The organism is Sulfitobacter sp. SK012, from assembly GCF_003352085.1.
Taxonomy (GTDB): domain Bacteria; phylum Pseudomonadota; class Alphaproteobacteria; order Rhodobacterales; family Rhodobacteraceae; genus Sulfitobacter.
On sequence record NZ_CP025804.1, the window covers coordinates 1,610,644 to 1,634,396 of the forward strand.

Consider the following 23,753-nt stretch of genomic DNA (forward strand, 5'->3'; position numbering starts at 1 on the left):
CTTTTGAACGGGCGTTCAGATAATTGGCCGTATGGCACGTACGCAAGGATCGCATTCTGATATTACTGGCCCGCGTGTGCGCGATGCGGCGCTACGTCTGTTCGCACAGGGTGGCTATGCGGCGGTATCGATGCGGGCGATTGCCGCTGAGGTGGGCGTGCAGGCTGGCGCGCTTTATAACTATACGCCGGATAAGCAGACGCTTTTGTTTGATCTGATGAAGGGCCACATGAGCGATCTATTGGCTGCTTTTGAGGATGACGCCGCGCGCGCCCCGCAAGACCGTTTGCAGCATTTCGTTGATTTCCACATCCGGTTTCATCACGCGCGACCTGATGCTGTTTTTATAGCCTATATGGAGCTGCGCAACCTGAGCCCCGAGAATTTCGTTCAGATCGAAGCCCTGCGCCGCCGGTACGAAGATCGGCTCGAGACAATCTTGCGTGACGGTGTCGCGGCGGGCGTGTTTACCGTGGCAGACACCAAAATCGCTACGCTCGCAGTGATTGCCATGCTGACAGGTGTGAGCACGTGGTTTCGGACCGGCGGGCGGCTATCGCTTAATCAGGTCACGGGCCAATATTGGGACATGGTCCGAAAATCCGTCTCAGGCTAATGCGCAGGCTTGATGAAGGTGCCGTTGTTGAGGTCCTGCATGGCTTGTTGCAGCTCAGCGCGCGTATTCATCACGATAGGGCCGTGCCACGCGACAGGTTCTTCGATCGGTGCCCCTGAAATCAGCAGAAAACGCATCCCATCTGGACCGGCTTGTACGGTCACTTCGTCGCCCGTGCCAAAGCGGACCAATGTGCGGTCACCTGACATATCGCGGATGTTAAGCTCTTGGCCTGCCAGCTCTTTCTCCAGCAAAATACCGCCCGGAGTGCTGGCATCAACAAATGCGCCAGACCCCTGAAAGATATAGGCAAATGCCCGGCGGTAGGTATCTATGTGGAACGTCTTGCGCACACCTGCGGGTAGTCTGATGTCCAGGTATTGTGGGTCAGCTGCGATGCCGTCGACCGGACCGGTTTTGCCCCAGAATTCGCCAGTTATGACGCGCACAGATGTCCCGTCGTCGTCAGTGACCACAGGGATATCTGCGGCGGTGACGTCTTGATACCGCGGCGCTGTCATCTTTTGGCTCGAGGGGAGATTCCCCCAAAGCTGAAAACCGTGCATCTGACCGGCGGCGTTTCCAGCGGGCATTTCTTGATGCAAAATACCGGAGCCCGCTGTCATCCATTGTACGTCACCAGCACCCAGCGTGCCCTCGTTTCCGAGGCTGTCGCCATGGGCCACCGTGCCTTCGAGTACATATGTGATCGTCTCGATCCCGCGGTGGGGGTGCCAAGGAAAGCCCTTCTCGAAATCTTCAACGCGGTCATTGCGGAAATCGTCGAACAACAAAAAAGGATCCAGCTCACTTGGATTTGAAAAGCCAAAGGCGCGGTGCAGCTTAACGCCAGCACCTTCCATGGTCGCTTGGGCCGCGCGGATTTCTAATGTGGGTCTAAGGGACATCGGGAGCCTCCTGTTTAGGGTTGATATTCACATAAGAAGCGTAACGGAGCTGGGCAAGCCGGGCGTATGTGCAGTGGCGCACAGGGGACTATCGATGGTCGCTTTTAGGCGAGACGGGCACTTGTTCAAAGCTGAGGTTCGGGGAAATAATCTAGAAGTAGGGACAGTTATGAAGGTTGGGTTTATCGGTCTTGGCAATGTCGGAGGTAAGCTGTCAGGCAGTTTGCTGCGCAACGGCGTTGACCTCTATGTACATGATCTGAATGAGGGTTTTGTTTCTGAAAAGGTCGCGAGTGGGGCGACAGACGGCCAGGGACCAGCGCAGATGATGCGCGACTGCGATGTGGTGATTACGTGCCTGCCGAGCCCCGCGGCATCCGCGGCTGTCGTCGCGCAAATGATGCCCGAAGTTGGGCCCGGCAAGATCTGGATGGAAATGTCGACAACGGATGCGTCTGAGGTCAAGCGCCTGGGCGCAGAGGTCATCGCTTCGGGTGGGGCGGCCGTGGATTGCCCAGTTTCGGGCGGGTGTCACCGTGCGGACACCGGCAACATCAGCATTTATGCAGGCTGTGACCGGGCAACGTTCGATCGCGTATTACCGATCCTGACGCATATGGGGCGGCGGGTGCTGCATGTGGGCGAGATCGGAAATGCCAGTGTTCTCAAGGTGATGACGAATTACCTTGCCACAGCAAACCTGCTGGCGGTCTGCGAGGCGCTGACGGTTATGAAAGCTGCGGGCATGGATATGGGGCTGACCTATGATGCGATCGCGATGTCGTCGGGGACATCCTTTGTGCATGAAACCGAAAGCCAGCTGATCCTATCAGGTTCAAGAGATGTGAATTTCACGATGGATCTAGTGCAAAAAGATATTGGGCTGTTTCAAAAGCTGGCCGACGATTTTGCCGTACCGCTTGAGATTTCGCCGCTTGTTATCGAGATGATGCGCGACGGGCAAAAGCGATATGGCGATCGGGCACAATCTGACCGCATGATCGAGCGTTTGGAAGAGGCGACAGGCCTAAGCATCCTCGCGGATGGCTTTCCGCAAGACTTGGTCGATGATGAGCCGGAAGAACGGGGCCATGAAGTTGTGTCTCGGCAACTAATATAGCGCTTTAAGGTGCTAAATTAAGATGTTGTATTCACAGTATAAAAATTAGATTACGCGTGTTCTTGCTAACCCGTTGCCCAACCGCATTGGGTGACGGGGGCTTGTGGCCTCTTCTGGGCTTCGCTAGTCAGGTCGGCATGATTGATAAACCCTCTGAACCCGAAGAAATCCTGGCCATTGCACGTGCTTCTAAGGGGCGCCGATTCTTAGGCTTATTCTCTCTTGGGATGCTGGGTGTGCTGGTGGTGGGCGTGGCATTGTTCCGAACTCCAGCTTTGGAATGGCGGGTTTTTCTACTTGTCGTGGGCTTTGCGTCTTTCTGGATGGTGGAGCAAATGCGCCGCGCCACAGTTGGTCAGATTGAGCTGACAGAAACGGTTTTGCGCGACAGCGACGGCACAGTTATTGCTTGGATCGACGATATCGAAGGGATGGATCGCGGTGTTTTTGCGTTCAAACCTTCAAACGGCTTTTTGCTCAAGACAAAACAGAGTGCTGAAAAGGCGTGGCGACCCGGGATGTGGTGGCGCATGGGCCGGCGGATCGGGATTGGTGGTATGGCCCCGGGGCACCACACCAAATTGATGTCTGAGATTATCGCTGTCATTCTTGCGCGGCGCGATATGGAACCGGACGACCGGCTCGACTAAACCTCCGTAGTGAACAAAAAAACCGACCCCTTTTTCAAGGGGCCGGTTCGTTTCATATTAGGTATGGGATCAGGGCTACGGCAAATAATCGCCATCCCGACCATCATCAAACCACAATACACGTGGCGCATAGCGGGGACGTGTGAAAACGAAATTTCGAATTTCGCGCTTTTCCAATCCGGTGTTGAAAGGCGGGTCATATTTCGACCACGTCTCAACAACCATAATACGCTCATTATGTCTCATAAGCGGCAGACGATCGGTCCATGTGCGCACTTGATCATCATTCAGGGGCTCAACCCAACCGCGCACTTTTGACCAGTCGTGTTTGAACTTGTCGTTGGTCTTGTCGTAAGCCAAAGAACTAACCCGGATTGCGCTGTCGCTGCGCGAGCGGGTCAGATAGTCGAACAGGTCCTGAGAGCCGTTTAGATAGTCGTTATCCAGTGGCAGTGTCTCGCGAGAGATCATATCGCCGATGGTAAACGAGGCTTTTTGGTTGATGCTGTACTGACGGAACGCATCGAAGATCGAGAACATCGACAGGTATGTCCAGAACAACAGCGGTAGAATAATCACTGTTTCAATGGCAACAGTGCCATCCTCGCGGCGGGCAAACTCCAACCGCGCAATAGATTTAAGTGTCATTTTTAACATTAACCTGGCTCCTGTACGAAGGCAGAGACCGATATCATCTTGGCCAGTCCAGCACCGTCTTTTTCAAGCGCATATCCGAGACCCGTAGCTGGGAAGACAGGCTTGAACTTTACGCAAGCGCGCAAAACCATCAGCTCGTGTTCCTGACCAAGGCTGAAGCCACGTACGGGCTCCACCGGTTGCGTTGAGTCCACGCAATCCGCCGTTTGGTCGAACGCTGCAAAAGCGCGGGGATCAAGCGGCTTCATTTCCAACCGAAGGGAGTCATTACAATCGGGCAAGAAGCCAGAGTTTGTGCAGATCATATCCTTTAGCTGATCGTGGGTCATCGTCGTGTTGGTGTTGAGCCGAACGTGGCGCACCGTTATGTCGAGCCCGCGATCCAGAAACATCTGGCGCATGGTGTAGACGCCCATTTCGATGGACATCATGAAAGCGATAAAGATGAGTGGCACCATAATAACGAATTCAATCGTTGTGACAGAGCCGTCTTCGTTCTTGCGGAACCGACGCAGTCGGCGGGTGAGGGCACGCATCATTGTGTGAGCCTCAACTGGTTGATCTGCCGTGCGATCGCTTTGAACGCTTCGGTCAATTCGATACCTTCGACCCGGAAGAAGTGGCTGGGCGAAGAAGCACAGCTCTTCATGACGTTTGCACCGTGGTCGTTAACTTCAAAACCGATCGACCAGATTACGATATGGCTCTGCTTTGCGGATTCGCAAACATTGTGGAGCAGTTGATCGCCCTGTGCTGCGTTGTACTTTTTGTAGGACCAGTACTGGCGCTGGCTATAGCTGACGTAGCGGCTCAGATAGTAGTTGAAGTTATAGTCGTTCCAGTGCCGTGCGTGGCTTCTGGTCGAGTAAACGCTGTCGACGATCCGGTTGGAATTGTCGTTTTGCCCGTCCGTCATCAAAATAACGGTCTTGAGCGTTTCACTATCATCAAAGCTTGCAGGCCGTGTGCTGAATACACCGTCAACCACACCGCCGGTGGACAGTTCCGAATTAAGCGGCCGGAAAGCTGGATCAAGCATACCTGCACCCCATTTCATGCCCAGAAAGATTGACGTACCAGCACGTGGCTGAAGTTGGTCGATCTGTGCTTTTAGGGCGCCAGCATCTTGGCTGAACGGAGTGATGGTTTCATACTCATAACGTGGGCAAACAGTGTCATGCCGAGTATTTTGGGTATTACCTGTGCTGTTGGAATATGAGTTCCACTGATAGTGCTGCATCTGGTCGTAGGTCATGCCCAGATTGATGACAGTTGAATTGAACTGGTTGTCAGGGAATTCAAGACAGTTGATGTCGCCCCAATCGGGCGATGCACCATAATCATGCACATAGTTTACATTCATGCGCGATGCGATTTCTTTGCCGGGGTTCACATGCTCTGAGTAAGGCACCAGTGAAATCGAGATCAAATCCTTTGTGTCGTCGGTGATGACGGTGTCCACAAAGGTTTTTGCAGCCGTCCGCAAATTCGTGATCTTGCTGTCATTTTTCATTGAGCCGGAGATATCGACGACCAGCGAGATTTCGACTTTGTTCACACGCTCTTCGGCAGCGGAGGAGCCGGGCACGGGCAATTCATCGACACCGACCATCCGCATGAAGCGGGTAGGCGTAGTCGTGTCGGCATCCACGCGCACAGTGCGGAAGTTCAATCCTTCGGTGATCGTCACCGAGTTGACCACCGCGTTTGGTGTAGATTTCTCAAAATAGTCCTGCACAACGAGGCTAGGATCGTTTTCCTGGTCCAAGTCAGCGGCGGCAAGAACCGCGCGGTCCGAGATGTTTTGAATGCGGACACGTTCCATTTCGTTTCGCATTAGATCTACGCCGATACCACCGACTAAGAGCATCATCAGTATGACGAAGCACGCGAGCACCGTCATAACCCCATCCTCTTCTCGAGCGAAGCCACGCAGAAACGCCGGAGATTTGGTATCTTGAGCGCGTTTGGCGAAATGCAACTGTGTCATCTAATCATTACCTCTCATGCCCCAGTGTGGGCGGAATCGTATCGTCGCGGACTTATGTCTTCACGGTCTTTTGCCTGAAAAACATGGCTGAATTGGGGCGGTCACGTGGCTGAATGGCTTGTTTTAAGGGGTTTTTATGCAAAATCTTGGCATCTGAGGCCCGTCTGTTTCCGACTGAGAACCAATGGTTAACTTTGTTGTACTAGACGTGCAGCAGGTCCGGCGGGTGAGTCGGAAGGCATGCATTGGCGCGGTGTTTTCAAATTGACTAAAAAAGTAGCGCTTCTCTGCGCGTCCGCTTAGGCTGCGCGGATGAGGGGGCCGCGCCGAGTCGACACAAGGCGCTGTATGACTGCTCTTCAGACATCAAAAAGGATCCATATAATGAGCCAACCTTCCAACGAGCCGAGCTTCCGTGAGAGTGTTGATATGATGTTCAACCGCGCGGTGGCATTGATGGAGCTACCGCCCGGGCTCGAGGAAAAGATCCGTGTCTGCAACGCGACCTACACCGTTCGCTTCGGCGTGCGCCTGCGGGGTCAGATCAAGACATTCACTGGCTACCGTTCTGTGCATTCCGAGCATATGGAGCCGGTCAAAGGTGGCATCCGCTTTTCGCTGGGGGTCAATCAAGACGAAGTTGAGGCATTGGCGGCCTTGATGACTTACAAGTGTTCTTTGGTCGAGGCACCCTTTGGCGGCTCCAAGGGCGGGCTGTGTATTGACCCGCGCGAATATGAGGAACACGAACTGGAGTTGATCACCCGTCGTTTTGCATATGAGCTGATCAAACGCGACCTGATTAACCCTGCGCAAAACGTACCTGCGCCCGACATGGGCACCGGCGAGCGGGAGATGGCGTGGATTGCTGACCAGTATAAACGCATGAACACCACGGACATTAACGGCGTTGCCTGCGTTACGGGCAAGCCGATCAATGCGGGTGGTATCCAAGGCCGGACAGAAGCCACGGGCCGTGGGGTTCAATACGCGCTACACGCGTTCTTCCGTGATCCGGAAGGCCTCAAGAAAGCTGGCATGGTAGGGGCGCTTAAGGGCAAGCGCGTTATCGTGCAGGGCTTGGGCAACGTGGGCTATCACGCCGCCAAGTTCCTGAGTGAGGAAGATGGCTGCAAGGTGACCTGCGTGATCGAATATAATGGTTCTGTCACCAATGATGACGGTCTCGATATCGAGGCGCTCAAGCAGCACATCACCGAAACCGGTGGGCCTGATGGGTTCACGGGGGGCACTTTTCACAAGGACGGCACGCATCTTTTGGAAAAGGAATGTGACATCCTGATCCCGGCTGCTCTTGAAGGGGTGATCAACCTCAGCAATGCCAACAACATCAAAGCGTCGCTGATCATTGAAGCGGCGAACGGTCCCGTCACGGCGGGTGCCGATGAAATCCTGCGCGATAAGGGCGTTGTGATCATTCCTGACATGTACGCCAACGCCGGTGGTGTGACGGTTAGCTACTTTGAGTGGGTCAAGAACCTAAGCCATATCCGTTTTGGTCGCATGCAAAGGCGTCAAGAAGAGGCGCGGCACCAACTTGTGGTGGATGAACTTGAGCGGCTTTCGTCGGATTCCGGCATCGGCTGGCAGCTAAGTCCGAACTTTAAGGATAAGTATCTGCGCGGCGCGGATGAACTGGAGCTGGTGCGTTCTGGTCTCGATGACACGATGCGCAATGCATATCTGTCGATGGCTGACGTTTGGCACAGCCGTGGTGATGTGACGGATTTGCGCACGGCGGCCTATCTGGTGTCGATCGGTAAAGTGGCAGCGAGCTACCGCGCCAAAGGGCTGTAAGATTTAAGGGCCGGGGCGTTTGCTCCGGCCTTACTCTTTGGGCAATCCCGCCAAGATCAACCCATCAAAGAAACGTTTGCCACCATCGCAGCCGGCGTAGTTATTGGTGGCCTGCCAAAGTCTTATGGTGCGATCTGGTTCCAAAATTCGGTAGTGCACCATGGCTTCCTGTGCTTCTTGGATCCGTCCCAGATTGGCGAGTGCCGCGGATTTTGCGCTGAAATAGGTTGGATAGTTATCCGTCAGCGCCAGCCCTTTTTTCACATACGCCAAGGCGTCCTCATCGCGGCCAAGCTGAACGCAGGCTGAAGCGATACCTCCCAAGGACGCGACATAGGCAGGGCCGCGCCGCCCGAAATCCAATGATTTTTTAAAGCAGTCAAAAGCATCTTGGGTCTGGCCTGACCACAAATTGGCCCACCCACAGTAGCCAAGGATGCGCGCATCAAAAGGAGCCAGTCGCAGGGTTTGGGCCACTACATCTTTCAGGGGCAGGGGCCGCTGATCTTGTAGATATGTTGCAATGGCAATGCTGAGCGTCAGCATCGGATGCCCCGGTGCCAGCGCTCGGCCCGCTTCGACCCAGGCAGGCAATTTAGCAATATAGGCCAGGAGGTCTGGCTTGCGGCTCATTGTCTGCGCGGCCACTAATACGATCACGCCCTCCGCATAGGCGTCCGCCAAATCGGGTTTCGCTTTGATGGCGCGCTCAAAGAATGCGACAGAGTTAGCGAATGATACATGGCCAAAATCGCGCCATGCCATAATGCCCATCAACACGCATTGTTCGGCCGTCAGCTGGTCGTCGGGAATGGTTGTCAGGCGGGTTGTTTCTGCTTCAAGGATCATGCCCAGACAGTGGTCGGCGATGTCCGCAACCACGCTGTCTTGCCAGTCAAAGGCATCATCCAGAGTGCTATCCGACTTATGTGTCCAGATAATATCACCGCGATCATTTTGCAGCCGTGTCTCAAGCCGTAGCCTGTCGCCGCGGGCCCGCAACGTTTGGCGCAGGCTGTAAGCCTCCGTCGTCTCAGATCCAGAAATTTTGGTTTGCAGCCAGTTGATGCCACCAAAATAGGTACCCAAATCTGCGGTTAACCCGTCGGCAATGTCCTGAAGTTCAGCGCGTGGGTCGTTGTTAATGGTGGGATGAATATGCAGACCGGGCAGGGTTGATACGTCCTGCGCCGTGTCCGTGCGTTCGCGTTCAACTGCGGTGTGCGACATGCGTGCCCAAGTGATGATGGGCCGTGTAATGTTCTTGAGCTTCTGCGTGCCTGCCGCCTCAAATGATGGTGACAAAGTACCATCTAGGCTGGAATATACGGCGTCCGAGATCAGGACGCTTCCGGGTGGTGACAGCGCCTCAAGGCGAGCCGCAATGTTGATACCGTCGCCGTAGATGTCATCTTCGTTGCGGGTGACATCACCGATATGGATGCCCATGCGCAGGGTGATTTCGGCGTGCCCTTTAAGGCGGTCTTGCACCTGCATGGCTGCCGAAACGGCAGCAACCGAGCTGGTGAATTCCACCAGCCATCCGTCGCCCATGCTCTTGACGATTGTACCTTTGTGATCAGCAAAGACCGGGCCAAAAATTTCGGCACGCAGCGTTTTCAAAGCAGCCATCGTCGCCGCTTCATTCGCACCCATCATACGAGAGAAACCAACGACATCAGCCGCAAGAACAGCAGAGAGTTTTCGGTTCATAGGCTCGCGTCGCTCCTCTTTACGTAAGGGAATGATAGATCGGGTCGGGTGCGGTGGCCAGTGGGGGTGAGGGGGGTAGGATCAAAGCAAGGTCGACACGCGACATCGCTTGGTCGGAAATATGGGTGGACGGCAATACGCGGTTTGATACTCCATATTATGGCGGCTATGGTTTGCCCGGTTCAGCAAGGAGAATCTAATGCGGTTTTCAGGATGGCGCGTTCTGCGTGAAGGCTTGACCGGTAATAAGGGTTGGGGTCCCCATTGGCGTGACCCCGAGCCCAAGGCTGAATATGATGCAATCATCATTGGTGGCGGCGGCCACGGGTTGTCGACTGCTTATTATTTGGCCAAAAATCACGGAATGACCAATATCGCTGTGTTGGAAAAAGGCTATCTGGGTGGCGGTAACGTTGGACGGAACACGACCATTGTGCGGGCGAATTACTTCCTTGAGGGGAACTCGGAATTCTATTCGCATTCACTCAAGCTCTGGGAGGGGCTGGAACAAGATCTGAACTACAATGTTATGCATTCACAGCGCGGCTTGATTAATCTTTTTCATTCCGACGGCCAGCGCGATGCCTTTGCGCGGCGCGGAAATGCGATGATCAATCAAGGAGACGACGCCGAGCTTTTGGACCGCGAGGGCGTGCGCAAATACCTGCCCTATCTGGATTTCGACACTGCGCGCTTTCCTATTTATGGTGGCTTGTTGCATGGGCGCGGCGGGACCGCGCGGCATGATGCTGTGGCGTGGGGCTATGCGCGGGGGGCAGATCAACGCGGTGTAGATTTGATCCAGCAGTGCGAGGTAACCGGCATCGACATTGAGAATGGCAAAGTGCGCGGCGTTCAAACCACACGCGGGTCGATCCGAGCCAAAAAGGTTGGGATCGTGGTTGCGGGTCGCTCAGGTCAGGTGGCGGCGATGGCGGGCATGCGCCTGCCAATCGAGAGCCATGTCTTGCAGGCATTCGTGACCGAAGGACTGAAACCCGTCATCGATCATGTGGTCAGCTTTGGGATGGGACATTTTTATATCAGCCAGTCGGACAAAGGCGGGTTGGTGTTTGGTGGCGATCTGGATTTCTATGCATCTTATGCCAGCCGAGGCAATTTGCCGATGGCCGAGCATGTAATGGAAGCAGGGATGACGTTGATGCCGATGATTGGCAAGGCCAAGGTTTTGCGCAGTTGGGGCGGGATCATGGACATGACGCCAGACGGATCGCCCATTATCGACAAGACCGAAACCGAAGGTTTGTTCATCAACGGCGGCTGGTGTTACGGCGGGTTCAAGGCGGTGCCGGGATCAGGCTACAGCTTGGCACATTTGATGGCCACAGGGGACCACCACGCCCCAGCCGCCAAGTTCCGATTGGACCGCTTTCGCAGCGGCGTTGGGATTTTGGACGAAGAGGGCACCGGCTCTCAGCATAACCTGCATTGAGGATGCCGATGACTGGTCTTGAGTTCGTTTTGAGGGATGAAGCAAGGGCTGCGGCTCTATTGGGGGTGTTGGCATGAGGATCAAGTGTCCGATATGCGGAGAGCGTGACCGACGCGAGTATTATTACAAGGGCGACGCGATTGCTTTGAACCGTCCTGCGCCTGACGCGGGTGAAACCGCATGGCAAGATTACGTACATTTGCGCGATAACCCCGCTGGACGCACCCGCGATTTATGGCAACACGAGGGGGGCTGCGGAGCTTGGGTTGTTGTGACCCGCGATACCGTAACCCACGAGATATTCGAAGTGGTTTTGGGAGCGGAGGCTGCGCGATGAGGATTGCAGGCAAAGGATTGATCGACCGTAGCAAGCCGGTGTCGTTTACGTTCGACGGCAAAAGCTATGGTGGATTTGCCGGGGACACTGTCGCGTCAGCGCTATTGGCCAATGAGGTGCGGTTGATGGCCCGATCGTTCAAATATCACCGACCCCGCGGCGTTTTGAGTGCAGGCAGCGAAGAACCCAACGCCCTAATGACCATCGGCGAGGGCGCCGGAGCAGAGCCGAATGTGCGCGCCACCGTGCAGGAGATTTACGACGGGCTGAAGGTGCGTTCACAGTCGGCGTTTCCGTCGCTTAATTTTGATGTGATGGCCGTGAACAACTTTGCCGCGCCGTTTTTGGGAGCGGGATTTTACTACAAAACTTTCATGTGGCCCAAGAAGTTTTGGGAAGCGCTGTATGAGCCGATCATTCGGCGTGCAGCAGGCCTGGGTGGTTTGAGCGGTCAAAGCAATCCCGATACATATGAACGCGCCTTTGCCCATTGTGACCTGTTGGTGATTGGGGCGGGTCCCACGGGGTTGATGGCCGCGCTGACAGCAGGGCGGGCCGGCGTTGACGTGATCTTATGCGATGAAGACACGCGGATGGGGGGGCGATTGCTGGCGGAGAGCGACGCCGTTGGCCACCAGCATGGTGCTGCTTGGGCGGCAGATATCGTGGCAGAGCTTGCGTCGATGGATAATGTTCGACTGATGACCCGCACGACGGTCATAGGGGCTTATGATGGCGGCACCTACGGTGCGCTGGAGCGCGTTGGGCACCATCACGGCGCGCGCGAAATGCTCGTTCCGCTTGAGTGCTTCTGGCGTATTGCGGCCAAACAGACGGTGCTTGCGGCAGGTGCCCTGGAGCGGCCCGTGGCCTTTCAAAACAACGACCGACCAGGGATCATGACGGCGGGGGCGGTGCGCGCATACCTCAATCGCTGGGGGGTCAGCCCGGGCAAACACGTCACGGTCTTTGGCAACAATGATGACGCCCACCGCACCGCACGTGATCTGGCCGCGGCAGGTGTGCATGTGGCTGCCCTGATCGACAGCCGGCCCGAAGCCGATCCGGGCAATGTGCCTTATCCGGTTTACCGAGGTGCGCAGGTTTATGGCAGCTCTGGCCGCAAACAGCTTGAGAGCATTCAAATCCGAACCATGGATGGGAATTTTGCGGTCCAGACAGATTGCCTGGCGATGTCGGGGGGCTGGAACCCGACGGTGCATTTGACCTGCCATATGAACGGGCGGCCCACGTGGCGCGACGACATTCAGGCGTTTGTCCCGACCCAAGGTTCAGTGCCAAATATGGTGTCTGCGGGCGCGTGCAATGGCGTGTTTTCGACGGCAGCGTGTTTGGCAGATGGCGTGCGCGCCGCAGCGGATGCACTAAAGGCGCTGGGCAAGAAGCCTGTAGCTGTGGATTTGCCTACGGCCGAAGATGCACCTTACCGCATCCGCGCACTTTGGGCCGTAGCAGGTAAAGGGCGTGCTTGGCTCGATTTTCAGAACGATGTGAGCGTGAAGGACATCAAACAGGCCGCAGTTGAGAATTTCAAATCCGTTGAGCATATGAAGCGTTATACCACGCAAGGCATGGCGACCGATCAAGGTAAGAATTCCAACATGGCGGCTTTGGCGGTGCTGGCGGATGCAACGGGGCGCGGCATATCTGAGACGGGGACCACGACGTTTCGCCCGCCCTACACACCGGTCGCGATTGCGGCGATGGGGGCAGGCGCACAGGGCACAGGTTTTGCGCCCGAACGTTATACAACTTCGCAGAGGCAAAGCACCAAGATGGGCGCGCCAATGATTGAGGCGGGGCTATGGTACCGCCCCAGCTATTTCCCACGCACCGGTGAGACGACATGGCGGCAGTCTTGTGACCGCGAGGTAGGTTTTGTGCGCGGGACTGTTGGGGTTTGCGATGTCAGCACCTTGGGCAAGATCGATATTCAGGGGCCGGACGCGGCCAAGTTGCTGGATTTGGTCTACACCAACATGTTCTCGACGCTGAAGGTCGGCCGAGTGCGCTATGGTTTGATGCTGCGTGAAGATGGGACCGTCATGGATGATGGCACCTGCGCGCGGCTGGGTGACGCGCATTATGTGATGACCACCACAACCGCTGCAGCTGGCGATGTGATGCGGCATTTGGAATTTGTCGCGCAATGTTTGCATCCTGAATGGCAGCTGAACATTGCGTCGGTGACGGAGCAGTGGGCGCAGTTTGCTGTGGCCGGGCCAAAATCGCGCGAGCTGTTGAACGGTCTGTTGGATGGGCAGATCGACGATGAAACCTGGCCGTTCATGGCCTGCGGAGAGATGGAGGTTGCGGGTGTTGCAGGGCGGCTGTTCCGCATCTCTTTCTCGGGCGAGCACGCCTATGAGCTTGCGGTGCCTGCGCGCTACGGGGCGTCGCTTTTTGCTGAGTTGGTGCAGCGCAGTGAAGCCCTTTGCGGTGGGGCTTACGGGATGGAAGCGTTGAATGTGCTACGTATCGAAAAGGGGCATATCACCCACGCAGAAATCCATGGCCGCACAACCGCGTTCGACATTGGCATGGCGCGGATGGTGTCCGCCAAAAAGGATTGCATCGGCAAGGTGATGGCCGCGCGTCCGGGCCTGGTGGATGACAATCGCGAACAGCTGGTCGGGCTAAAACCTGTAGGTTCGGTCAAACAGCTGACGGCGGGCGCGCATGTCTTTGCTGAAGGTGACGACGCGGTGCGCGAAAACGGCCAAGGCTATGTGACATCCGTGGCGTTCTCGCCTGATGTGGGAACCTATGTCGGCTTGGGGTTCGTCAAAAATGGACCTGCTCGAATAGGTGAAGTGATGCGCATGGTCGACCATCTGCGCGCCATTGAAGCTGAGGTTGAAATTTGCAGCCCCGTCTTTGTCGACCCAACAGGAGGGCGTGTACGTGGTTGAATTGACGTCAAAAACACCCTGTGCTGAGTTGCTGCCGTTGGAGATTGGCGGCGTAACGCTGGAAGAGATTGATCCCGGGCAGATGACGATACTTGGCCCGTTTGCCGATGCCAAAATGTCGAACGTTTTGGAAGCAGCTCATGGGATGGCGTTGCCAGTACCGGGGCGCAGTACGGGTAAAGAGGGCGCGCGCTGTATCTGGTTTGGACGGGGGCAGGCGTTGCTGATGGGGCCTGTGCCGGATGCGAAATTGGCCAAACATGGTGCGGTTGTTGATCAATCCGACGGTTGGGCCGTGGTCACGTTGAATGGCGAGGGCGCAGACCAAGTTTTGGCGCGTCTTATGCCGCTTGATCTAAGGCCTGCGCAATTCAAGCGCGGTCACACCGGGCGTACGCAGCTGGGGCATATGGCCTGCAGCGTCACGCGACTGGGCTCCCAAAGCTTTATGATCGCGGTGTTTCGATCAATGGCAGGTACGATGGTGCATGAGCTAAAGACAGCTATGGCAGGGGTCGCGTCTCGGCGTTAGGCTGGGGGTGAAATCAAGATGTGGAGACTAAAATGGTTCGTTTCGTAAAATTCGCTGTCGTATGTTGTTTGGCGCTGCCTGCGGCCCCTTTGTTGGCTGCATCGGCCAAAGAAACCGATTGTGCGTATCAGGGGAATGTTGTTGAGGCCGTTCGTCAAGCGCGCATTGCTCGGGTGCGCGAGCGTTCTGTGCCGGAACATATCGCCAAGACGCAACCTACGTGGCCAGAAAAGTACAATGCCGTCATCCCGCTGGTTGCCCCGTGGATTTATGAGATGCGGATGAAAGAAGTGCGCACCACCGATTTGCAAGCGGGTTGGAAAGAACTTTGTTTGCAGCAGTAAGCACGTCTGCGTCTGGACTCTGATCCAGCGCGCCCAATATAAAGTGGCATGAGCCTGCCCCCTGGATTTTTGGATGAACTACGGACCCGCGCCAGCCTGTCACAGGTGGTGGGGCGTAAGGTCATGTGGGATGCGCGCAAATCCAATCAGGGCAAAGGCGATATGTGGGCTCCGTGCCCATTCCATCAAGAAAAATCGGCCAGCTTTCACGTCGATGACCGCAAGGGATTTTACTATTGCTTTGGTTGTCATGCCAAGGGCGACGCGATTTCCTTTGTGCGCGAGACGGAGAATGTGAGTTTCATGGAGGCGGTTGAGATTCTTGCCCGCGAAGCTGGGATGCCAATGCCAGAACGCGATCCGCGTGCGCAGGAGAAATCTGATCTGCGCACGGAGCTCTCTGAGGTGATGGAACTAGCGGTGCGGTGGTTTCGCCTGCAGCTCAAGACTGGTGCGGCAGAGGCGGCGCGCAACTATCTGATCGGCCGCGGCTTGGATGATGAAGCGCTTGAGCGGTGGGAGATCGGGTTTGCCCCCGACAGCTGGCAAGGTCTTTGGGATGCCCTCAAGGGCAAGGGCATCGCGGATGATCTCATCCTTGGTGCGGGCCTTGCAAAGCCTAGCACCAAAGGCGGCAAGCCCTATGATACGTTCCGTGGTCGGATCATGTACCCAATCCGCGATGCGCGGGGGCGTGCGATTGCCTTTGGGGGCCGCGCGATGGACCCTGAGGACAAGGCGAAATACCTCAATTCACCCGAAACGGCACTGTTTGATAAGGGCCGCAGTCTTTATAATGTGAAGGACGCGCGTACGGCCGCGGGCAAGGGACAGCCCTTGGTTGTTGCCGAAGGATATATGGATGTGATCGCCTTGGTGCAGGGGGGCTTTGGTGCGGCGGTTGCACCTTTGGGCACTGCGATTACCGAAAACCAATTGCAAATGTTGTGGCGCATCGCACCTGAGCCGATCATCACGCTGGACGGCGATACTGCGGGCCAACGCGCGGCGCTGCGGCTGATCGATCTGGCGCTGCCTCTTTTGGAGGCGGGGCAAAGCCTGCGGTTCGCGATGATGCCCGACGGGCAGGATCCTGATGATCTTATTCGCAGTGCAGGGGCAGGTGCGCTGCAAAAACTCTTGGATGCGGCCCAGCCCATGGTGCAGCTTTTGTGGCAACGCGAGACTGAAGGACGTGTTTTTGACAGCCCAGAGCGCAAAGCCGGGCTGGACAAGGCGTTGCGCGAAAAGATCAAGCTGATCAAAGATCCATCAATCCGCAGCCATTACGGTCAGGAAATCAAGGACCTGCGTTGGCAGCTTTTCCGCTCAAAAGGGAGTGGATCGCGTCAAACTGGCGCAAAATGGGTGCCGGGCGCGAAGTTTAAGGGCGCGCCAGAGGGACCGTCGGCTGGCGCTAAATCTTCCGTTCTTGCGACCTCGCCAGATGCGCGTGCCACAGATCATCTGCGCGAGGCGGTGATCCTTGCGGCCTGTATCTGCTGTCCTGAGGTGGTCGAGGATTTTGAAAACGGGCTGGAGAGCATGGCCTGCACTGACACCCAGCACGCCGTCTTGCGCGACCTGATTCTACGCCACGCGGCCCAAGGTCCGGAGGTGTTGCGCCAAAATATAATGAGCGCGCTTGGGGGCGGAGCCCTTGAAAATCTGCTGGGTCAAAGCCACGTTGCCATTACACCTTGCGTGCGTTCGCCCGGAAATGCGGAGATCACAGCAATGACGGTGACCGAAGAATTGGCCAAGCTGGAGGCCGTGCGCGGACTGGCGGATGAGATAGCGGATGCCGCAGAGGATTTGAGCGGCGTGGCGGACGAAGGTGTGACATGGAGGTTGTCCGAAGCGGCGCGTGCGTCGGACCGGGCGCACCGAAGCGGACAAGAAGATAAGGCGGAATATGATCTGGGTGACAACGGTGCGCGCATCAAAAGAGACGAACGTAGCGCACTGGACGCGCTCCTAGATCAGATTACCTTTGCCAAGCCCAAAGGGCGTGCAGAAAAAGACAGTTAAGCAATGCGTGGCCTTTTGCCCGCATTTTACTGAAAAGAAGGGCTTATGGGTTTAAGAATCACCCCAAACCCCGCATGATTCGAAAAACCGAATCACCTTAGTGATTCGCGAGAGACCCATAGGAGCTTTCATGGCCGCCAAAGACACCAACGAAGACGCCAAAACCGACGACCAAGATTCCGGCCATTCGCTGGATATGAGTCAGGCCGCAGTCAAAAAGATGATCGGTGATGCCCGCGAAAAGGGCTACATCACTTATGATCAGCTGAATACTGTTCTGCCACCTGATCAGGTCTCGTCCGAACAAATCGAAGACGTGATGTCGATGCTCAGCGAAATGGGCATCAACATCATCGAAGACGAAGACGAAGACGCAGAGGATGAAGATGCCAAGGGTGGCACCGAGGTGGCCACAACGGATAACAACCGTGACTTGACCCTTTCAGCGAGTACGACAGAAAAGTTGGACCGCACAGATGACCCTGTACGGATGTATCTGCGTGAGATGGGCTCAGTTGAACTTCTGAGCCGCGAGGGCGAAATCGCCATCGCCAAGCGTATTGAGGCTGGCCGCAACACGATGATCGCAGGGCTGTGTGAAAGCCCGCTGACCTTCCAAGCGATTACAATCTGGCGTGACGAACTTCTCTCCGAAGACATTTTGCTGCGCGACGTTATCGATCTGGAAGCCACGTTTGGCACCCAGATGGGCGAAGAAGAGGCGACGACACCTGTCGTTCCTGCCTTTGGCGCTCCTACGGCCCAGACAAAAACCGAGGGTGGCCAAGAGCTGGACGCCGATGGCAATCCGATTACTGCAGATGATGATGACGACGACGATGATGACGAACAGGCCAACATGTCGCTTGCTGCGATGGAAGCGGCCCTGAAACCACAGGTTTTGGAAGCGCTCGACATTATTGCCGATGACTATGTCAAGCTAAGCGAGATGCAAGACAGCCGCATTTCCGCTACGCTGAACGAAGACGGGTCGTTTTCTGCAAAGAATGAAAAGGCTTATCAGAAACTGCGGTCAGAGATCGTGCTGCTCGTGAACGAGCTACATCTGCACAACAACCGTATCGACGCGTTGATTGACCAACTTTACGGCATCAACCGCCGCATCATGCAAATCGACAGTGCAATGGTGAAGCTGGCAGACCAAGCGCGCATCAACCGCAAGGAATTTGTGGATGAATACCGTGGCTATGAGCTTGATCCAAATTGGATGGAGCGGATGGCAGGTAAGGCCGGTCGCGGCTGGCAGATGTTTATCGAACGCTCGTCCGGAAAAGTCGACGAGCTACGCTCTGATATGGCGCAGGTCGGTCAGTATGTAGGTCTGGATATCCCTGAGTTTCGCCGCATCGTGCAGCAGGTTCAGAAGGGCGAGAAAGAAGCGCGTCAGGCCAAGAAAGAAATGGTCGAAGCGAACTTGCGTCTGGTGATCTCGATAGCGAAAAAGTACACGAACCGCGGCCTGCAATTCCTTGATCTTATTCAAGAAGGTAACATCGGCTTGATGAAAGCCGTGGACAAGTTTGAATATCGTCGCGGCTATAAGTTCTCAACTTATGCGACGTGGTGGATCCGTCAGGCGATCACGCGTTCTATTGCGGATCAGGCCCGTACGATCCGTATTCCGGTTCATATGATCGAAACGATCAACAAGCTGGTGCGTACAGGTCGTCAGATGCTGCACGAAATTGGCCGCGAGCCGACGCCAGAAGAACTGGCCGCAAAGCTGCAAATGCCGCTTGAAAAAGTGCGCAAGGTGATGAAAATCGCCAAGGAGCCGATTTCGCTGGAGACGCCGATTGGCGACGAAGAAGACAGCCAGCTGGGCGACTTCATTGAGGACAAGAATGCTGTGCTGCCCTTGGACAGCGCGATTCAAGAGAACCTCAAGGAAACCACGACGCGCGTTCTGGCAAGCCTTACACCGCGCGAAGAGCGTGTATTGCGGATGCGCTTTGGTATCGGGATGAACACGGATCACACGCTGGAAGAAGTTGGCCAGCAGTTTAGCGTTACACGCGAACGTATCCGTCAAATCGAAGCAAAGGCGCTGCGCAAGCTCAAGCATCCATCGCGTAGCCGCAAGTTACGGTCTTTCCTGGACCAGTAAAACTTGCAGAAATGAAACTGATTTAAATCCGTCCGGGGGCAGGCCCCCCGGGCGGATTTTCTTTTCAGCAGGGCGCAATGCCATTTTCAATGCTTGGCCGGACCTTCAGGCTTGGTTTGTCATAAATTCCGGCCCAAAGCACACCGACCGCCAAAACCACGCCGCATTCACTTCTGCACCGAGTTCTTTGGTGATGTCGCTTGCGCGGTCTTTGGTCTGTCACTGATCCGGTTGCCCCCGTAGTTGCTATCGCATCTGGCAAAGCTGGGTATCTTGGACTTGTCCGACCTCGCAGGCTGGCGCTAAGTTGTTTCAAGACTATTTAGTTTCTAAAGGAGACTTCCGGATGATCAAAACACTATTACTTTGCACAGGCTTGACCTTGGCCACAGCTGTTGCGGCAGTCGGGTTCCCGACACTACAGCGCTATAGAATCCCAGTTTTCCCAATTTCCAATGACAGTTTCGAAGTGATCGAAAACGACGGTGCCGGAGCCTCGCAATTGTGGTGTGCTGCATCGATATATGCGACCGAAGTCCTTGGCCAAGGGCGCGGAACCCTTACGATCACACGAGCTCGGGAGGCTTCCCAAAATGTGCCCGGACGCAAAGGCGTAATATTCACCACAGCGCAGGTTAAGGACGCATCATCGAGCTATTCGTTCAGCGTGCGCAAACCTGGATTGTCTTTTAAAACAGGGACAGCGGAAACCGCCTGCCCAGTCGATGGTCTCGGATTACAGGTTACTGTCCTGCGTTGATTTGCAGTGCTGTGCCGCTATTTTGATCAGCTTATGGTGCTGCCGCAACGCTCATGTAGCGGCAGCATTTCCCCTCTACCCAAAACCTTGTGGGTGACTTATACTTGTGGACAAGTGGGGCAATGATCCCACAATTGAGGCGGACGAGACAGAAAATAGGGGGACGGCGATGCGCTGCCCATTTTGCGGAAATATTGACACCCAGGTAAAAGACAGCCGACCCGCGGAGGATCATGTTTCGATCCGGCGCCGTCGTTTCTGTCCAGCATGCGGTGGGCGTTTTACCACTTATGAACGCGTACAGCTGCGCGATCTGGTTGTGATCAAATCCAGCGGCAAACGCGAGGATTTCGATCGGGACAAGTTGGAAAGATCCATTCGGATATCCATGCAGAAACGCCCCATTGATCCTGAACGTATCGATCAGATGATTTCTGGCATCGTGCGACGGCTGGAAAGCATGGGCGAAACGGACATTGGCTCCAAGCAGATCGGTGAGATTGTGATGGAGGCGCTGGCCCGGATCGACACCGTGGCCTATGTGCGGTTTGCCAGCGTTTACAAGAACTTCCAGGCTGCGGATGACTTCGATAAGTTCGTTCAGGAATTGCGCCCGGACGGCCTTCCCGAGACGTGAACGACTCCCGCTACATGGCGCTGGCCCTTAGTTTAGGGCGGCGCGGGCAGGGATCGGTTTGGCCGAACCCTGCAGTGGGCTGCGTTATTGTGAACGCTGGGCGGATTGTTGGGCGTGGCTGGACAGCCGCAGGTGGCCGCCCTCACGCAGAGACGCAAGCATTGGCGCAAGCTGGTGAACTGGCGCGCGGCGCGGATGTCTTTGTAACACTTGAGCCGTGCTCTCATACCGGCCAGACGCCGCCATGTGCGCAAGCCCTCGTTGACGCAGGCGTCGGGCGGGTTGTAGTGGCTTTGGGCGATTGTGATGCCCGGGTAAGCGGACGCGGTATCGAGATGCTGCGCGCGGCGCATATTTCGGTCAAGCTCGGCGTTCTTGAACGTGATGCAGGTGCAGATCACATCGGATTTTTTACGCGGGTTGAGCAGGGCAGACCCATGATCACGCTGAAGCTTGCCAGCAGTTTTGATGGCCGCATTGCGACCGGCACAGGCGAAAGCCAGTGGGTCACAGGACCCCATGCGCGCCGCGCTGTGCACATGATGCGGAGCCGTCATGACGCGGTTATGGTAGGCGGTGGCACGGCCCGCAAGGATGATCCGTCGCTAACGGTGCGCGACCTTGGCATCGCGCGCCAACCGGCCCGTGTGGTTGTGTCGCGCCGGCTTGATCTGCCGTTGATGGGTCAGCTTGCGCGCAGTGCCGCTGAGGTGCCATTGATCCTATGCCACGGGCATGATGCGGACCGCAGCTTGGTTGATACTTGGCGTGATTTGGGTGCTACGCTGCTGCCCTGCGCAGTGAAAGGAAGCCAGCTTGATCCACGGGATATCTTACAACAGTTGGGCGGGCATGGGTTAACGCGGGTCTTTTGCGAAGGTGGCTCTGCGCTCGCTGCATCGTTGATTGAAGCTGATCTGGTGGACCGCTTGGTAGGGTTTACGGCAGGCGTGATTATTGGTGCCGAAGGCTTGCCTGGCATCGGTGCGATGGGTCTGTCGCGGCTTAGCAACGCGCCTCGATATGTTTTGGAAAGCGTCGAGGTAATTGGCCCTGATACGCTGCACGTCTGGACCCGCGGCTAAGCGGTCAATCTTTACGCCACAGATGGCTGCGGCTGGCGAACAGCCCCTGCAGCTTTGACAGGGCGCGGTTTCCCGGCCCTAAGCGTGGAATATCTCCAAACATAAGCCGTTCTGCCACAACTTCGACAGGGCAGGGCAGGCCCGTGACTGGGTCGCGGTAACGCGGATAGTCAATGAGGGTGGCATGTACCAACCCTCCGAGTGTCGGCAGTGCACGGCGGCGCGGTGGGACGTCCCCAAGATCATTGGTCAGCCCCCAGCCTGCGTAAAACGGTGCGCCTAGTGTGGTGACACTCACGCCGCGCAATAAGGCCTCAAAGCCAAGCAGCGACGTCATGGTCCAAACTTCATCCACTGCAGGCAGCAGCGCCATGGGGTCTACATGGGTTAATATCTGGTCAGCGACTGCACTCGCGTCGATTTCCCCGCTGCGCAGGCCTGCCTCCACGTCTGGGTGCGGTTTGTAGAGGATTACGGCGTCAGGATGAGCTGCACGCACGGCCTGCAATAAGCCCAGATTGGTGCGCACATCGCTCGCACCCTTGAGGATTGATGCATCATCCTCGACTTGGCCTGGAACCAAAATGCGGTGCCCAGAGGGTAGCGCATCAAGATCGGCGGAGCCGGGCAGATTGTATTTACTAAGGCCTTTGTCCGTCAGCATTTTGATCAAAGCCGCTGCTCGGATTTCTTGGTCCGGACGCAAGTTGGTGCGTTTCTCGATCCACTTTTCAAGCCGCGAAGGGCGGTCTGGATCATAGTAGATGCCCAAGTCATCGTTGACCAACGACAGCGGCGGAATAAGCGTGGCACCCAATCCACGGGAACGCAAAAACCCGTCTTCGACTCGCACCGCGTCAGCATGCCCGACTTCGGCGTTGCCCGCCCAGACCATCCAGGGACGCCCCGTGGCACGCGCCTGTGAAGGGCCTTCCGCAAAGATCATCGGTTTGTGGCGGCCATAAAATTCCTGAAGCGGTTTGCGTTTCCACATGCGCATGCCTGAGGCAACCCAGCCAAGGTGGTCTTCGCGCCATGCTCGGGCTTGGGCGGACAGACAATCGATGGCATCTTCAAGGGTCCCGAGTTGGTCACGGTAAGGGTCATACCAGCGCGGATAAAGGATCATTGCCGCTGCAAAAAGCTGTGCGCGGGTGAGGCGTCGCTGTCGGCGCTGAACCTCGAAGTGATCTGTTGTCAGGCCCCAACCCGCATAAAATGGCTGCCCAAACAGGACCGGTTTGTGGCCTGCAAAGATTGCCTCAAACCCCATTTGGGATGACACCGTGTAGACCGCAATCGCGCCTTCAAACAATGTCCAAGGACTGATTGGATCGCTGAATATGGACACGCGGTCTGAACAATCGTCGGGGCCGAAATGGCCAGGGCGGTGGCTCTGCTCAGTCTCAGGATGCGACTTGATCAAGATGCGCGCACCGGGGTGGTCTTGCTGGGCATAAACCAGCATCTCCAGAAACCGTGCGCGATCCGCGCCGGAGGCGGTGACAGACGCGTCGCCTTGCGTTTGGTCGATGACCAACACGTAGCCCGGTTCGGGGGTAGGGGTATCAAGTGGGACGGCGGCGTATTTGGTCAGATGATCCTCTGCCAACCGAGCCAGTGCAGCGCGGGCGCGGTTCAGCAAGGCCGTATCATCCAGCGGATGAGTGGCCAGCAAAACCTCAAGATCAGAGGGCTGTGCAGGGTCAAAATGATTGCCACGGTGATCAATCAGCAGTCCCAAGGGCGGCTCGCCTGAACGCCCGGGTTTTAGGGACCGCAGCATCGGATCTTCGATCCGCACAATCGGTGCGCCGCGCTTGGCTGCAATCACAAGACCGCGGTGGGCGGTCCCGGCATTGCCCCAGATTGCGACGCTATCGCCATCGCGAGGTAGCCCTAAATGCAGCGAATATCCCGACAGTGCCAAGATACGCCGCACGCGTTTTTGGGTTAGAAATCCACCATTAAAGATGAAAAGCCGCCGGTCCTTTTCAGGGCCGGCGGCGTTCGTGTCATAAGTTTCAGGCCCTAGAGCCAT

At 56.2% G+C, this 23,753-nt stretch carries 20 protein-coding genes; 14 read left to right on the forward strand and 6 right to left on the reverse strand.

All coding sequences use genetic code 11. The features are described from left to right. The first annotated feature begins 31 nt into the window (after window positions 1-31). Window positions 32-616 (forward strand): TetR/AcrR family transcriptional regulator, encoded by a 585-nt coding sequence (locus C1J03_RS07810; RefSeq protein WP_114885285.1) that lies wholly within the window; start codon window positions 32-34, stop codon window positions 614-616. Here C1J03_RS07810 and C1J03_RS07815 read toward each other — a convergent pair. Next, window positions 613-1,524 carry a pirin family protein gene (locus tag C1J03_RS07815; RefSeq protein WP_114885287.1) on the reverse strand — a complete coding sequence of 304 codons (912 nt, stop codon included), beginning with the start codon at window positions 1,522-1,524 and terminating at the stop codon, window positions 613-615. The two genes, C1J03_RS07810 and C1J03_RS07815, sit on opposite strands and share 4 nt — an antisense overlap. 169 nt (window positions 1,525-1,693) lie before the next feature. Between C1J03_RS07815 and C1J03_RS07820 the strand changes: the two genes are divergently transcribed. Then, the gene (locus C1J03_RS07820) at window positions 1,694-2,644 is read left to right on the forward strand and encodes an NAD(P)-dependent oxidoreductase (protein WP_114885289.1); all 951 of its coding nucleotides are present in this window, start codon (window positions 1,694-1,696) and stop codon (window positions 2,642-2,644) included. A gap of 137 nt (window positions 2,645-2,781) precedes the next feature. Beyond that, on the forward strand, window positions 2,782-3,294 hold the full coding sequence (locus tag C1J03_RS07825) for a hypothetical protein (protein ID WP_114885291.1): 513 nt from the start codon (window positions 2,782-2,784) through the stop codon (window positions 3,292-3,294). A gap of 75 nt (window positions 3,295-3,369) precedes the next feature. Here C1J03_RS07825 and C1J03_RS07830 read toward each other — a convergent pair whose 3' ends face one another. From C1J03_RS07830 to C1J03_RS07840, 3 genes are read right to left on the reverse strand one after another with little or no spacing between them, the layout of a single operon-like run. Further along, on the reverse strand, window positions 3,370-3,951 hold the full coding sequence (locus tag C1J03_RS07830; RefSeq protein WP_114885294.1) for a TadE/TadG family type IV pilus assembly protein: 582 nt from the start codon (window positions 3,949-3,951) through the stop codon (window positions 3,370-3,372). Then, the gene (locus C1J03_RS07835; protein ID WP_114885296.1) at window positions 3,951-4,490 is read right to left on the reverse strand and encodes a TadE/TadG family type IV pilus assembly protein; all 540 of its coding nucleotides are present in this window, start codon (window positions 4,488-4,490) and stop codon (window positions 3,951-3,953) included. Before C1J03_RS07835 ends, C1J03_RS07830 begins: the two co-directional genes overlap by 1 nt. After that, complete coding sequence (locus C1J03_RS07840) at window positions 4,487-5,941, reverse strand: TadE/TadG family type IV pilus assembly protein (protein ID WP_114885298.1); 1,455 nt, start codon at window positions 5,939-5,941, stop codon at window positions 4,487-4,489. Before C1J03_RS07840 ends, C1J03_RS07835 begins: the two co-directional genes overlap by 4 nt. 384 nt (window positions 5,942-6,325) lie before the next feature. Between C1J03_RS07840 and C1J03_RS07845 the strand changes: the two genes are divergently transcribed. After that, window positions 6,326-7,759 (forward strand): Glu/Leu/Phe/Val family dehydrogenase, encoded by a 1,434-nt coding sequence (locus tag C1J03_RS07845; protein ID WP_114885301.1) that lies wholly within the window; start codon window positions 6,326-6,328, stop codon window positions 7,757-7,759. 30 nt (window positions 7,760-7,789) lie between these two features. On the opposite strand, the gene C1J03_RS07850 is transcribed toward C1J03_RS07845, so the two are convergent. Beyond that, on the reverse strand, window positions 7,790-9,472 hold the full coding sequence (locus C1J03_RS07850; RefSeq protein WP_114885303.1) for an adenylate/guanylate cyclase domain-containing protein: 1,683 nt from the start codon (window positions 9,470-9,472) through the stop codon (window positions 7,790-7,792). Between the two features lie 199 nt (window positions 9,473-9,671). Here C1J03_RS07850 and C1J03_RS07855 point away from each other — a divergent pair, with 199 nt between their 5' ends. The 10 genes from C1J03_RS07855 to ribD all read left to right on the forward strand — a co-directional run bounded on the left by C1J03_RS07855 (window position 9,672) and on the right by ribD (window position 21,712). Continuing rightward, a complete protein-coding gene (locus C1J03_RS07855) occupies window positions 9,672-10,925 on the forward strand; it encodes a sarcosine oxidase subunit beta family protein (RefSeq protein WP_114885305.1) in 1,254 nt (417 codons plus the stop codon). A gap of 73 nt (window positions 10,926-10,998) precedes the next feature. Beyond that, on the forward strand, window positions 10,999-11,262 hold the full coding sequence (locus C1J03_RS07860) for a sarcosine oxidase subunit delta (protein ID WP_114885307.1): 264 nt from the start codon (window positions 10,999-11,001) through the stop codon (window positions 11,260-11,262). Continuing rightward, window positions 11,259-14,195: a sarcosine oxidase subunit alpha family protein gene (locus C1J03_RS07865; RefSeq protein WP_114885310.1), complete on the forward strand. Its 2,937-nt coding sequence runs from the start codon at window positions 11,259-11,261 to the stop codon at window positions 14,193-14,195. The genes C1J03_RS07860 and C1J03_RS07865 overlap by 4 nt, the downstream gene beginning before the upstream one ends. Then, on the forward strand, window positions 14,188-14,727 hold the full coding sequence (locus C1J03_RS07870) for a sarcosine oxidase subunit gamma (protein ID WP_114885312.1): 540 nt from the start codon (window positions 14,188-14,190) through the stop codon (window positions 14,725-14,727). The genes C1J03_RS07865 and C1J03_RS07870 overlap by 8 nt, the downstream gene beginning before the upstream one ends. Before the next feature lie 32 nt (window positions 14,728-14,759). Next, the gene (locus C1J03_RS07875) at window positions 14,760-15,071 is read left to right on the forward strand and encodes a hypothetical protein (RefSeq protein WP_114885314.1); all 312 of its coding nucleotides are present in this window, start codon (window positions 14,760-14,762) and stop codon (window positions 15,069-15,071) included. A 48-nt stretch (window positions 15,072-15,119) separates the two neighbouring features. Further along, the gene (gene dnaG, locus C1J03_RS07880) at window positions 15,120-17,102 is read left to right on the forward strand and encodes a DNA primase (RefSeq protein ID WP_114885316.1); all 1,983 of its coding nucleotides are present in this window, start codon (window positions 15,120-15,122) and stop codon (window positions 17,100-17,102) included. Between the two features lie 130 nt (window positions 17,103-17,232). Beyond that, a complete protein-coding gene (rpoD, locus tag C1J03_RS07885; protein WP_114885318.1) occupies window positions 17,233-19,230 on the forward strand; it encodes an RNA polymerase sigma factor RpoD in 1,998 nt (665 codons plus the stop codon). 346 nt (window positions 19,231-19,576) lie between these two features. Continuing rightward, entirely contained in the window at window positions 19,577-19,990 is a 414-nt protein-coding gene (locus C1J03_RS07890) for a hypothetical protein (protein WP_114885320.1), read from the forward strand. 169 nt (window positions 19,991-20,159) lie between these two features. After that, window positions 20,160-20,627: a transcriptional regulator NrdR gene (nrdR, locus tag C1J03_RS07895; protein ID WP_114885322.1), complete on the forward strand. Its 468-nt coding sequence runs from the start codon at window positions 20,160-20,162 to the stop codon at window positions 20,625-20,627. Further along, a complete protein-coding gene (gene ribD, locus C1J03_RS07900) occupies window positions 20,624-21,712 on the forward strand; it encodes a bifunctional diaminohydroxyphosphoribosylaminopyrimidine deaminase/5-amino-6-(5-phosphoribosylamino)uracil reductase RibD (RefSeq protein ID WP_302661619.1) in 1,089 nt (362 codons plus the stop codon). Before nrdR ends, ribD begins: the two co-directional genes overlap by 4 nt. 4 nt (window positions 21,713-21,716) lie before the next feature. Here ribD and C1J03_RS07905 read toward each other — a convergent pair whose 3' ends face one another. Then, on the reverse strand, window positions 21,717-23,753 hold the full coding sequence (locus tag C1J03_RS07905) for a capsular polysaccharide biosynthesis protein (protein ID WP_114885324.1): 2,037 nt from the start codon (window positions 23,751-23,753) through the stop codon (window positions 21,717-21,719).